This is a genomic window from Pseudoalteromonas sp. Hal040, from assembly GCF_037162425.1.
GTDB lineage: Bacteria > Pseudomonadota > Gammaproteobacteria > Enterobacterales > Alteromonadaceae > Pseudoalteromonas > Pseudoalteromonas gelatinilytica.
Window position 1 is genome coordinate 456473 of the sequence record NZ_JARLUU010000002.1, and the last position, 13705, is coordinate 470177.

The following is a 13705-nucleotide window of genomic DNA, read 5'->3' on the forward strand; positions in this document are numbered from 1 at the left end:
TATTTACACCAATATTACCGAGCAGCGCGCTAATGCTCAGCAAGCCAGTGTGCTCGGTGAAGCATTTGGACAAATTAACGACTGGTTGTTAATTTTAGACAATCAGCTTAAACCGTTTTCTGCAAATGCCAGCTTTGGTGAAGCATTCGCCATACCAAGTAATATTGCTGAACTCACAACATACGACTTTATAAGTGCCATTGGTCGTGCCAAATTCCTTGAGTATATCGACGTACTTAAAACACTTAAACCAAAACAAAACTGGAAAACAGAGGCTGTTATTCGCACACTAAAAAGCCCTGCACACCCAGTGCACATTAGTGTCACGGCTGTAGCAAAAGAAAGCCAAGCAATTAACTATTACGTGATTGTTATTTCAGACTTAACAGAGCAAAAACGCGCTGAGGACGATTTACGTTATTTAGCGAATTATGACCCGCTAACAGGCTTGCCAAATCGCTCTTTGATGCATACAAAAATTAGTAACTGTATAAATAACGCTATAAAGTACAATAAACTCGCTGCCCTGCTCTTTATCGATTTAGATAAGTTTAAGCCTGTGAATGACTCTTTTGGACATGCGGTAGGTGACCAATTGTTGTGTAACATCACGCAACGTGTCAGCCTAATGTTACCCGAAAACGCCGTAATTGGTCGTCAAAGTGGTGATGAGTTTTTAGTCCTTGTAAAAGACCTCCACTCACCGCAAACACTCAGTGAGCTGGTTAAAAAGCTTACTGAGGAACTGGCGAACAAAGTAATTATTGACGATTTTTCGATTAACATTTCAGCCAGTGTTGGGGTTGCACTTTACCCTTTTGATGCTAAAACCGCAGACGATTTAATTAAAAATTCAGATATTGCCATGATGCATGCTAAGCAATCTGGCCGTAATAATTTCAAATATTTCACAGAGCAAATGAACAACCAGCTAACCAAAAAGCTGTTGCTTGAAAATGCCCTGAAAGACGCCTTTAAAGACGATGAGTTATTTAATAACTATCAGCCGATTGTTAATGCCGAAACAAAAAAAATAAATGGCGTTGAGCTTTTAATGCGCTGGAAGAACGAGCAAGGTTTTGTATCACCTGCCGAATTTATTCCTATTGCTGAAGAAATTGGCTTAATTGATGCGTTGACTGAGCAAGCACTTGATAGAGCATTAACAGAGCTGCTGCCAATGCTACGTGCTAACCCACAGTTTTATTTATCATTAAACTTGTCGCCAACGCATATTTTAAAATCAAACTTAACTGAACGCTTATTACTTATTTTGAATAATCACATGGTTAAGCCTGTGCAACTGCGCCTTGAAATTACAGAAAATACGCTTTTAGAAGATAAAGAGAAAGCTTCTAAACAGCTGCAAAAGCTTAAAAATGCCGGCTTCAAACTATTACTTGATGACTTTGGTACGGGTTATTCGTCGCTGACTTACCTTAGCCAATTCCCGATTGATGTGATCAAAATTGACCAAAGCTTCGTGCGTAATATCGGCCAAGATAAAAGTAATGAATCAATTATCAAAACCATCCATGCGTTGTCATCAAACTTAGGCTTATATTGTATTGCTGAAGGAGTTGAGACAGGTGAGCAAATCAGTTTCTTAACCGAGATGGGGTGCGAAGATTTACAAGGGTACTACTTCGCAAAACCCATGTTGGCCGATGATCTGATTGCAGAGAGCACGATTCAGGCAATCATTGATCGACTAAACGCGCTTTAAACCATTTATTTAAGCAGCGATAAAGCTCATCTTTATTAATGGGCTTTGAGATAAAGTCATCCATGCCAGCTACAAGGCAGCGCTTTTGGTCCTCTTCAAAGGCGTTCGCCGTAATAGCAATAATGATTGCTTCGCCATACAGTATAGGGTTCTGTTTAATTGCTTGTGTACACTGATAGCCATCCATGTGGGGCATTTGGCAGTCCATCAATATAATATCTGCCGTAAAGCTTTTAAGCTCTTCAAGTGCCTGTAAGCCATCGTTTACCATTTTGATAGTACACTGGGTGTCTTGCATCATTTTTTGCAGCACGATTTGATTTACAGGGTTATCTTCAACAATTAATACATTTATACCACTAAGTGTTGGCTTGTCTGTACTTTGTTCTGCCGTTGCTTCTGCATCGCTTACCATCACAGGCACAATAATAGTAAATTCACTCCCCTCACCTTCTTGACTCACTAAAGAGAGCTCTCCATCCATCAACTCTATAATACGTTTACTAATGGTGAGCCCAAGCCCAGTACCACCATATTTTCGGGTAGTCGATATATCTGCTTGAGTGAACTCAGTAAACAATTTAGCCTGTTGATCTGCAGAAATACCAATGCCTGTATCGCGTATTTTTATTGCTAGTGCACCATTTGCCATTTGGCATTGCATGTTTATTTCACCTGACTCCGTAAATTTACCTGCGTTACTCAAGATATTATTAACAACTTGGCTAAACCTTAGCGGATCTAAACGGATATACTCAGGTATATTCTCTGCAATGTTCAAGTTAAATTTAACGCCAGATTTAACACTGGTGCTACTAAAAACTTTTGCGAATTGTGCCAGTAAGGCTTTGATTTCAACAACACGATCTTCAAGTTTAAGAGCGCCCGCTTCAATTTTCGAGAAATCTAAAATATCATTTAAAATCAACAATAAGTTATTAGCACTTTGATGGATCATTGCCAGCTCATCGCGCTCAGCTTCGGGTTGTTTTGGGTTTTCTAATAGCAGTTGAGTCAAGCCTAAAATACCATTGAGCGGGGTGCGGATTTCATGGCTCATGTTCGCTAAAAATTGCGACTTAGTACGGTTAGCTTGGTTCGCTAAGCGCACAGCTTCGACTAGCTCATTCGTTTTATCATTAACTTGCTGCTCAAGCTGGGCATTAAAATCGGTCAGTTTGTTATTCAACACTTCGTTTTCGTGATTCGCTTGATGCAATCGATTAAAATTAAGCGCTAGCTTATTAGCTAAGCTCGAAAACTGCGACTGTAAACGGCTCACTTCTAGCCAAGTTTGCGGTAAATCGGTATCTGTGACTGCCCGCTCTGGTTCAAATTTGTCGATTTGTTCAGCTAACTTTTCGATAGGAGCAATTAACCAGCGACTTAATTGCGTGATAAACACACTGGTTAATAAAATAATGAACAATATCATCACCAAAGATTGACCCCACGCACTCACCGCAACATTGTTGGCATGTTTGCGATTGAGCATAGTCATTACAATCCAGTTATGTTCTGTTGAGCGAGCTTCTCTGGCGTAAAATTGCTGCTCGTTCTCAGCATCAAACATTTTAAAGCGTGCTTCGTCTGCAAACGAGTCTATTTCTTCATCTGTTAATTGTTGTAGCTCTTTGAAGTCATCTAATGTGCTAAATACCACTTTATTGGTGGCATCTAAAATCAACAACTCACCTTGATGAGTAAATAGACTGGGCCTGAGGCCTGCAAAATAATCAAACATCAATGAGCCTTCAACGACGCCAGTAAAGGTATCTTCAATATAAATAGGTGCTGATACTGCAACTATGGGTAACGATCCAAAACCACGACCTTTAAATATTGTTGAGATATAACCAAGCTCATTATTAGGTGCATTTATAAAGTAATCTCTATCTGCCACATTGGCGCGAATGTTTGACTGCTGCAAACTAATCGCTAACGATTGCGGATAAAAGTGAGTGACATCGGCAAGGGCATCAACAATGATTTGCGTTCTAAAATCAGGGTATAGGTTTGCCATATTCTCAAGGGCAATTTGACGAGGGACACCGTTGGCAATGCTTCTGGCAGTGAGTACCACCCCTTTTTTATTATGATCAAGATGAGCATCAATGGTGCGTGCGATTTCTTTGGCTTTTTCTTTTAACTGCGCATTTATCTCATACTCAATGCGCGCATAATGGTTATTGGTTAGTACTACAGAGGTTAATATGACTACCAGCACAACCAGTAAGGTCACAACATAGTTAAGAATTTTATAGAGTGACGAATAATGTTTATGCCACGAATAGCGGCTAAAAAAGAAACTAAGTAAATCAATAACCGATAAGTAAATTGCCGCATTTAAGCAGTATTTAGCAAGTGCAATGGCAATCGTTAAGATTGGAAGACCTAAAAAGAAATGGCCAAAACTCCACAGTAAGGGTAAACCAATTACAAACCAAAAAAGCATGCCTCGTAAAAAGACTGGCCGCGCTTTTGACAAGCAAAATACCTGCAAGCAGAGCAATTCTAAGGCAAACACAATGGAAGGCCACGCATGCCCCCAGCGGTAAAAAATAAACCCTGTACTTATAATAAAAGTGATTATTGCAAACCGCCAACCAAGTAGCAGCAAGCTTAGGATCACAAAAAACTGACCAAGCAGGAATTCTGAGCTATCTAAAAACCAAATTGGTAGTAAATTTACAACTCCCGCGATACAACCAAGCAGTATTGCGGCTAAAAAGTTGAAATATGAAGGCTTATTTTGAAGCAAAAAAGGTATCCTAACTCCATAGAGATACCTTTAAATTAAAAGAAAATTAAACTTTTTGCCACTTTAATTAACATGGTGACATTCATGACTCTCAATTTGCAGCACACTTTTTTTAATATTAAAGCGCGAGAGCAGTAGTTTTTCGACCTTTAATCGACACGCCTCATCATGTTTTTCAACGGTGCAATGCTGCTTCAACACAACGTGCGCACCAACAATAATGTCTTTATCTTGGCGCATCACAGTCACGTTATGTACATTTTGTACGTGCTCAACCGAAGCGATACTTTGTTCAATATCAGCTACATCCGGTAATTTACTGCTATTTTCGAGTAACCCTTTCACGCAACGAATGATCACTTTAACCCCAGTAAACAAAACAAAGGTGGCAATCAACATACTCGAAATAATATCGATTTCTGCCCAACCAGTTAGGTGAATTAGAATACCGGCAAAGAAAGTTGAAACCGTTGAAATTAAATCAAAAAATGAGTGTAAAAACACCGCATACACGTTGATGCTTGCTTTACGCCCTTTGTATAAAACCCAAGCTGCTGCGCCATGAAATAAAAAGCCTATAGCCGAAATCACCGACATCAAATAGCTGTTAATTTGTAAATCATGACCATCGCTATGATGAAGGTAACGCTCACCTCCTTCATACAAAATAACTAAGCTAATGCTCAGATATAAAATACCATTGATCAAACCACCCGTAAGCTCTGCGCGCTGATAGCCATCATTAAAGTTTTTTGCAAAATATATCGCCATGCTTGAGGCAATAAGTGCAATAAATAAAGAACTGTTATGAACAAACAAATGCCCAGCATCAGCAAGAACAGCAAGCGAATTTGAAAAATAGGCGCCAATGACCTGTATCACCATAAACGAACATGTTATGGCTAAGGCAATCAACAAGCGGCGTCTAGATGCTTGATGTGTTGTAATATCTGTCATGAAGAAGTGAAATACCTATTCGCTGGAAAGTGGTAATGATATAAAGTCTCAATTGTAATACGTGGCGAGCGCAAACGCACTAAAAACTTGGTTATTTGTCCCTTTTTGAAAGTTTTTTGCGCGATGTGTTAGAAATGAGAAAGGAATTAGCAGCGAATAAGTAAACTGAATCACTCACTTGTTAGCTAAAAAATAGTAAGGCGTTAACAACACGTGTTGCTAACGCCTTTTCTCGAAGTAGATTCAGTGACGGCTATTAAACTTTAAACTGACTGACTAAATCTTTAAGGTGCTGAGCACGCGATAATAAGCTTTGCGTGCCACGCTGTTGTTGCTCAGCGTTATCATGTATTTGCATTGCACTGTCTGAGATATCATGGGCCGACTGATTGATATGCTCAACCACCGTGCCCTGCTCTTCTGTCGCTGCAGCAACTTGATGGTTGCCTTGGCTGATAATTTCAAACTTCTGCTGAATTGACTGAAGTGCAGACACAGCAACGTGCGTAAGTTCTGTGACCTTTTGACTACTTTGCGTGCCTTCGGCAATTGCTTCTTGTGATTGCAATGATGAGCTTTGTAAACGCGAAATCTGTTCTCTAATTTCAGAAGTCGATGTTTGCGTACGCTGTGCAAGTGAGCGTACTTCATCAGCGACGACCGCGAAGCCACGGCCTTGCTCACCCGCTCTTGCCGCTTCAATTGCCGCATTAAGTGCCAATAAGTTAGTTTGTTCTGAAATTGCATTGATCACTTCAACAACCGAGTTGATCTCAGCCGCTTGATTAGCAAACTCACCGATACTTTTATCAACCGTGATCAAAATGTCATTCAGTTCATTCATGGTTTGTGCTGTAGCAGCCATACTTTGATTGGTTTGCACGGTTTCTCGTACAGCTTCTTCTGTGTCGCTTGCTGTGCGATGAGCAATATCAGACACCTCGTTAATCGTTTGCCCCATTTCTGTAATCGCAGTGGCAACTTGATCGGTTTGCGCCCGTTGATCTTCGGTAGCAACAAAGGTTTTGTTGGCAAAGTTCGCAAGATCGTCAATGCCCTCTCGCATCGCTTGCTCGGTGACACTGATTTCATCTACCAGCTCGGCTACTTTACCAATAATGGCATTGAAGCCCTTTGCAAGATGCCCTAGTTCATTATCAACACTGTCATCTAAGCGCTTTGTTAAGTCACCGCCGTGACCAGCCATACCAAGTAGCTCGTCTCCAACACTGCGTATTTTCTTACTGAGCCAATTCGCAAAATAAAGCGTCAGCACTAAGAAGATGCCCGCAAGCACGACACTCACGATAATCGACATCCAAACGACTGTATTAATCGCGCTTGATATCTCTTGCTTAGGCTGAATCGCTACAAGAGTAAGGCCTGTTCCTTCAATTGGCATAACACCCGCGTAAACGTCCTCATCTGCAAGCTCGACTTGCGATAGAGTAAAGCCTGTATGTTTACTGCTCAAAAAGCTTTGTAATGCGCTTAATGACGCTACGCTTGTGACTTGTTTACCGATATAAGCATCATTTGCGTGTGCAATAATTCGCTTGCTGTCATCAATTAAGAATAAATACCCTTGCTCGCCAATTTTACGCGACGTGACAATGCTAGAAATATCTGAAATATCATAACCAAGCCCTGCAACACCGAGTCGTTGCCCAGCAATTTCAACTAGCGTGTTAACGTATAAAGTGAGGTGTCCGCCCTGCTCACTCACATCTAAGGCGAGCGCTTGGCGTTTATCTGAACGGATGAAATCAAAAAACCAACTGTCTCTTGGCTCACTTTGTGAGATTGATTTGAAAAAGCCGTCTTGCGTGTAATAACTCATTGAGTTCTTGCTTACCCAAAACACCGATGAAGCACCGCTTTTTGTTTGCAAGTCAGCAAAGTACGCCATAACACGTTGATGAATGGGTGAGTTTTTCTCACCTTCGGTCATCCACGTATGCAGAATTTGGTTTTCAGCTAACGACTGTGACACAGAGATCGGATAACGCATTTGAGCGTCAATTTCGGCAGCTACTTTACCCACAGCGTCAGGCAATAATTGCTTTTCTGTTTGTTGGTAATAAAGCCCAGAGAATTGGCTGGTATTGATTAAGGCGCTAACCACAGTGACAACAAACAATGCAATTAACACAAAACTAATAAAAATAGTGCGCGACGATAGGTTTCGCATTCAGCAAGCCTCATACTTAATGGTGGAGTTTTAGTTTTAGATCATCCTTGCGTCCTATCTATAATTTTAGGTAACAAGTCTGTGTTAAGCAATTGCTATTTAAGCTTTTACTGTTGTTTTTGTACGAATAATTATCAAACTCAAACAGAATAGGAACAAACGCCAACCTGTACCTTTTTACTAGTTAAAACGCTAGATACAAATACCTCACTGAATAAAACCGTGCTTATTATGACTCTGCTATTATTGCCATTTTTTGCTTGTAGGTTTTTGGCGACATGCCATACCAGCGATGAAATGCATGATGAAATGCACTAATTTCAGAGTAGCCACATAAAAAGGCTATTTCTGTGACTGAGAGATCTGTTTCGTTCAACAATGACACACTTTTTTGCTGTCTTAAACTTGCCAATTCTTTACTAAAACTGGTGCCCTCTTTTGCAAGACGGCGCTGCAGTGTTTTTTCACTCATATTAAGTGCTTTTGCCATTGCTTTACTGGTCGTTTGGCCTTGAATTAAATGATCTTCAAGTAAGATTCTCAGTACCTGTGTCACATTCGTTTGCGTTACTAGTTTCATCTGGCTCGATAAAACAAGTTCACTATCGATATTTTCGCTAAAAAACAGGCTATGGGTCGTTGCGCCGTATTCAATTTTACAATTAAAGTGCGCATTAATTTCACTGTGTGGCTCTTTACGCTGCAAGCAAATTCGTGTTGGGTGCCAATCTTTTCCCTTTACTGTGCGCGCTATTTTTACACAAAACGCCATGGGCGCTTCGTAGCTTAGCAGTGACATATCACGCTCACCATCACTAAAGTTAAAGCGAAGTTCATACTCACTTCCATGATCGATAAGCGACACATTATGTGTATCACCCATCAATTTTTGATAACGCAATATCAGCCGAAAAGCACTGAGTAACTGTGTTGACTGAATAATCGCCATACCTACTACCGGAATAGCCCGTACATTCATGTTACTGCCAACATAAAGACCTAAATGAGTGTTTGGCAACATCGCTTGCGCCTGCTTCCAAAGCATACTGACACTGGCTTGTGGGTATCGCGCTGATTGGCTACTTAATTCCGCTAAAGGAATATTTACCGCTGCAAACAACTCATTAATTGGTAAGCCCTGCCATTTAAACGACTCAGCCATAGCACGTAGCCACCAGCTTGATAAGGTTCTCATGAGAGTCCTGAATAAACAATTTAATGACCAATATTATCAAGTAAATAATAAAATAAAAGCCTATTGTTTACTTGAAATTAACAATGGAGACAACAATATGGGCACTGTAGCAAGTAAACGCGAGTTCGCGAGCTTTAAAGAGTTTTACCCCTATTACTTACAAGAACACAAAAATAAAGTCTGTCGACGCTTACATTTTATTGGCAGTTGGTTTGTTTTGGCTATTTTGTTTGCCGCTATTTATCAGCAGCAATATAGCTGGCTAATTTTATGCCCTCTAGTGGGCTATGGCTTTGCTTGGGTTGGTCATTTCTTTTTTGAAAAAAACCGCCCCGCTACTTTTACACACCCTTTTTATAGCTTTATCGGCGATTGGGTCATGTTTAAAGACATTATTATCCGCAAAGTGCCATTTTAGGAAAACACCATGACCTTGAAACACATAGTATCAGAGCAAGAATGGCAAGCCCGTGTAGAGCTTGCTGCCGCGTATCGCCTAGTCGCATTATATGGCTGGGATGATTTAATTTTTACACATATTTCAATGCGCGTTCCCGGCACAGACAACGAATTTTTGATTAACCCGTATGGCATGATGTTTCACGAAATTACCGCATCAAGCCTTATCAAAGTAGATCAACAATGTAATAAGCTGCATGACAGTGAATACCCCGTTAATCCTGCGGGGTTTAATATCCATAGCTGTATTCATATGGCGCGTGATGATGCCCATTGCGTTATTCACACCCACTCACTCAATGGCACGGCAGTGTCTGCAAACAAAGACGGCTTATTACCTATCTCTCAGCAAGCTGTTGTTGTGCACTCAGGTCTGGGTTATCACGATTACGAAGGCATTGCTCTTAATCCTGCAGAGCAAGACCGTTTAGTGAATGATCTAGGTCCTAATAACTTTTTAATACTACGTAATCACGGCCTATTAACCGTGGGGAAAACTGTCGCTGATGCATTTTTGTTTATGTATGTTTTTGAAGCTGCTTGCGCTGTACAAACGCGTACTTCACAAAATACCGAACAACTCGTACAAGTACCTAGCGCGATTATTGATGGTATCAAAGGGCAAACTGAGGTTGCTACAAAGGGATTAGGTGGCGCAATTGCTTGGCCTGCCCTGCTGCGCTTACTCGACAATAAAAGTCCGGGTTACGACCAATAAGGATATACCATGCAAATTGATATCATGACTAAAATAGTGCTGCCTTTGGCACTATTTATCATCATGTTTGGCATGGGCTTAGGGCTTAAAAAGCAAGACTTTGGGGCATTATTTATTAGCCCCAAAGCACTTTCAATAGGCTTAAGCTGCCAACTACTGTTATTGCCAAGCGTTGCGTTTTTATTAGCAATGAGTTTTACCCTAACCCCAGAGCTCGCTATAGGCCTGATCTTAGTAGCTTGCTGCCCGGGTGGTGTGACTTCAAACCTCTATACTTATTTATTCAAAGGGGATGTTGCGCTGTCAATAAGTCTAACAACGCTGGCAACATTTATCTCACCGTTTACCTTGCCATTGATTATGCATTTTGCCATGCAAACATTCAGTGTGCCGGGCCACGAATTTGCTTTGCCAGTGATTAAAACCATAGTGCAAATGCTGATGATAACGGTACTTCCTGTTTGCTTAGGAATGGTATTTAATCACTTTAAATCCCATTTCAGCTTGAAAATAGAACCCTTTATTCGTCGTTTTTCGAGTGTATTCTTAATTGTGATAGTGCTTAGCATCATTCATAAAAATGCAGACCAAATGCTGAGCTTTTTTGCGACCAGTGGCATTGCAACGTTGACATTAAACCTCAGCACGCTGTTTCTAGGGTTGTTTTTTGCAAAAATATCGGGCTTAGCTCACAAGCAACAAATGAGCATTGCGGTTGAAGTTGGGCTACAAAATGGCACTCTTGCCATTTTAATTGCGAGTACCTTAATCAATAATGCTGCCATGGCAATTCCTGGTGCAACCTATAGCTTATCAATGTTTGTAACGGGTTATATTTTTTGTCGCTTATTTAGCGCGCATCATACAAAACATCTTGCCATTTTCAACAAAGCATAAAAGCCAAAGTGATGACTAAAAACAAGGAAGTTTTTAATCATTCATAAATCACAAAGTAATAAAAAACAGTTAAAAATTGGGGTTACCAAACGAGCCTAAGACAAACTTAATAACAAAGTTCATCACCCATAATCACTATTAATTTTTTATTTATTTTTCAAACCTATACCTTAATTATTAGTTGTAATTTTAGCCTTGTGGTCAGTCTTGTTTATTAAGATATTTTCGTTCACTATCAATTTATGGCTTGTTATATAGGGACATATTGTGGCCGAACTTAATAACTCTAAATTGCCCGTTCATGTTGCTGAATTAAAGTTTGCACTTGATAACGTACCCGCATACGTTTATATAAAAAATGAACTCGGGCATTACGTTTATGCTAATAAGCTTACATTGGGTTTATTTGCCTGCTCTGAGCAGGAATTACAACATAAGAGTGATGTTGACTTCTTCCCAATTTCTGACGTAAAAAAACTAGCAAAAATTGACAAACGAGTGCTTAGCGGTGAGCGTACCCGTGAAGAAGTTGAGCTTACCTTTCCCGACGGACACCAGTATATTTTCTGGGAAGTGAAAACCCCTATTATTTGCGACACAGAGCCTAACAAAGTCATCGGCATTTTAGGTATTGGAACAGACATTACCGAACGAAAACACCTTGAAGAACAACTCCTCTACGCTGCCTCCACCGACCCGCTAACTGAACTTTTAAACCGCCGCTATTTTTATATTCGCTTATCGCTTGCGTTACAAATGAGCAAGCGCGACCAAAACTATGGTGCAGTAATATTTATCGACCTTAATAAGTTTAAAAAATTAAACGATCAATATGGCCACAATACCGGCGACGCTTATCTTGTTGAGATTGCTGAAAGAATGAAAACCGTTGTGCGCGAAAAAGACTGTTTAGCCCGCATTGGTGGCGATGAGTTTGTTGTATTACTTGAAGGGCTTGGTCGTGATGAGCAAACAGCTAAACACAACGCTCATCGTGTTGCCGATAAATTACAAACCGCTATCGAAGTTAAGTTTATTCTTCAAGATATTAACTATAAGGGCTCAGCCAGTGTCGGCGTCACCATGTTTTTAGGCACGCAAAAGACAGCCGATGAAATCGTTGCACAAGCTGATCAACATATGTATTTGATAAAACATGCACTTAAGTATTAATACAAATCCTAAATAATTGGACGACTCTTAAGCTGGTTGCAATTACAAATCATTAGCGTGCTTTGCTTTGTGGTGGTAATCTCAACAGTGAAAAGTAATATTAATTGTATTAAGGAAAGTACATGGATCCCATTTCAAGTATTTTAGACCTCTTGTTAAATGTAGAAGTCTTTATTCTAATTTTTATTTTAGTGCTACTAAAAAGCAGCGTTAAATTTGTGCCGCAAAACCGTGCTTGGTTAATCGAGCGTTTTGGTAAGTACCATTCAACCAAAGAAGCGGGCTTAAACTTTATTGTGCCATTTATCGACCGTATTGCCGCTGATCGCAGTTTAAAAGAACAAGCGCAAGATGTGCCTTCGCAGTCAGCTATCACAAAAGATAATATCTCACTTATCGTCGATGGTGTGCTGTATTTCCGCGTGCTTGATCCGTATAAAGCTACTTATGGTGTTGATGACTATGTGTTTGCAGTTACTCAGCTATCGCAAACGACGATGCGCTCTGAACTTGGTAAAATGGAACTCGATAAAACTTTTGAAGAACGTGACATGTTAAACACCAACATCGTTACGGCGATTAACCAAGCTTCTGAGCCTTGGGGTATTCAGGTTTTACGTTACGAGATTAAAGATATTGTGCCACCAAACTCTGTAATGGAAGCGATGGAAGCACAAATGAAAGCTGAACGTGTGAAACGTGCACAAATTTTAGAGTCTGAAGGTGACCGTCAGTCTGCTATTAACGTGGCAGAAGGTAAAAAACAAGCGCAAGTTCTTGCAGCAGAAGCTGAAAAAGCAGAGCAAATTTTACGTGCTGAAGGTGAAGCAAAAGCGATTATCGCCGTTGCTGAAGCACAGGCAGATGCACTTCGTAAAGTGGGTGAAGCTGCCGATACAGAGCAAGGCCAAAAAGCTATTCAACTAGATCTTGCCACTAAAGCCATTGCCGCTAAAGAAGCGATTGCTCGTGAGTCATCTGTGGTATTACTTCCTGAAAGTGGTACTGATGCAAGTTCACTGGTTGCTCAAGGCATGTCTATTATTAACTCTTTGAATAAAAAGCAACAAAGTTAGGTGAACTGATGGCATTTTTAGATACGCATTTAGCCGAAGCTTTAATGATTTTAGGTGTTATCGCGCTAATTGTTGAAGTAGCGGTACTGGGTATGAGTACCTACGTATTATTGTTTTTAGGCTTATCTTTATTTGCCAGTGGCTTACTAATGAATACAGGCCTTTTAGACTCGAGCTACACCACTGCGCTTTGGAGCAATATAGTGTTTACTCTTGGCTTTGCAGTGGTACTTTGGCAACCACTCAAACGCATGCAAGATAAAACCGATACCAAGCCGATACATAGCGACTTTGCTGAGCTTACCTTTGTCGTTAACGCAGATGTAGATGATAAAGGGTTAACCACACATCAGTATTCGGGTATTACATGGCAGTTAAAAAGTCATTCTCCCATTGCTGCGGGTAGCACAGTAAAAGTGACCGACAAACAAGTTGGTGTACTTTGGGTCGAGGCGGTATAACTCAGCTAGAGTCAAACTTCACTTAGAGTCAAAACTCTATTTAGTTTTGTAACCGTGTTTGCTATGGTTAGAAGCACTCACGGTTACAAGC

General features: G+C 40.4%; 11 protein-coding genes. 7 read left to right on the forward strand and 4 right to left on the reverse strand.

What is annotated here, in order from left to right; genetic code table 11:
* Positions 1 to 49 precede the first annotated feature (49 nt).
* On the forward strand, positions 50 to 1726 hold the full coding sequence (locus tag P4S60_RS19700) for a sensor domain-containing protein (RefSeq protein WP_337117195.1): 1677 nt from the start codon (positions 50 to 52) through the stop codon (positions 1724 to 1726).
* Here P4S60_RS19700 and P4S60_RS19705 read toward each other — a convergent pair.
* From P4S60_RS19705 to P4S60_RS19720, 4 genes are all read right to left on the reverse strand, one after another.
* Positions 1701 to 4181 (reverse strand): response regulator, encoded by a 2481-nt coding sequence (locus P4S60_RS19705; RefSeq protein WP_337117196.1) that lies wholly within the window; start codon positions 4179 to 4181, stop codon positions 1701 to 1703. The two genes, P4S60_RS19700 and P4S60_RS19705, sit on opposite strands and share 26 nt — an antisense overlap.
* A 369-nt stretch (positions 4182 to 4550) precedes the next feature.
* A complete protein-coding gene (locus tag P4S60_RS19710; protein ID WP_063701154.1) occupies positions 4551 to 5444 on the reverse strand; it encodes a cation diffusion facilitator family transporter in 894 nt (297 codons plus the stop codon).
* A gap of 256 nt (positions 5445 to 5700) precedes the next feature.
* Complete coding sequence (locus P4S60_RS19715) at positions 5701 to 7635, reverse strand: methyl-accepting chemotaxis protein (protein ID WP_337117197.1); 1935 nt, start codon at positions 7633 to 7635, stop codon at positions 5701 to 5703.
* Positions 7636 to 7864: 229 nt separating this feature from the next.
* Positions 7865 to 8830: an AraC family transcriptional regulator gene (locus tag P4S60_RS19720; protein ID WP_337117198.1), complete on the reverse strand. Its 966-nt coding sequence runs from the start codon at positions 8828 to 8830 to the stop codon at positions 7865 to 7867.
* Between the two features lie 97 nt (positions 8831 to 8927).
* On the opposite strand from P4S60_RS19720, the gene P4S60_RS19725 reads away from it, so the two are divergent.
* The 6 genes from P4S60_RS19725 (at position 8928) to P4S60_RS19750 (ending at position 13614) form a co-directional block, all read left to right on the forward strand.
* The gene (locus P4S60_RS19725) at positions 8928 to 9248 is read left to right on the forward strand and encodes a DUF962 domain-containing protein (RefSeq protein ID WP_188728914.1); all 321 of its coding nucleotides are present in this window, start codon (positions 8928 to 8930) and stop codon (positions 9246 to 9248) included.
* 9 nt (positions 9249 to 9257) lie between these two features.
* Entirely contained in the window at positions 9258 to 10007 is a 750-nt protein-coding gene (locus P4S60_RS19730; protein WP_337117199.1) for a class II aldolase/adducin family protein, read from the forward strand.
* A 9-nt stretch (positions 10008 to 10016) separates the two neighbouring features.
* A complete protein-coding gene (locus P4S60_RS19735; RefSeq protein ID WP_337117200.1) occupies positions 10017 to 10904 on the forward strand; it encodes a bile acid:sodium symporter family protein in 888 nt (295 codons plus the stop codon).
* A 267-nt stretch (positions 10905 to 11171) separates the two neighbouring features.
* Positions 11172 to 12077 (forward strand): sensor domain-containing diguanylate cyclase, encoded by a 906-nt coding sequence (locus P4S60_RS19740; protein ID WP_337117201.1) that lies wholly within the window; start codon positions 11172 to 11174, stop codon positions 12075 to 12077.
* A gap of 122 nt (positions 12078 to 12199) precedes the next feature.
* On the forward strand, positions 12200 to 13153 hold the full coding sequence (locus P4S60_RS19745) for an SPFH domain-containing protein (protein WP_063701167.1): 954 nt from the start codon (positions 12200 to 12202) through the stop codon (positions 13151 to 13153).
* An 8-nt stretch (positions 13154 to 13161) separates the two neighbouring features.
* Positions 13162 to 13614 carry an NfeD family protein gene (locus P4S60_RS19750; protein ID WP_063701169.1) on the forward strand — a complete coding sequence of 151 codons (453 nt, stop codon included), beginning with the start codon at positions 13162 to 13164 and terminating at the stop codon, positions 13612 to 13614.
* Positions 13615 to 13705: the final 91 nt, after the last annotated feature.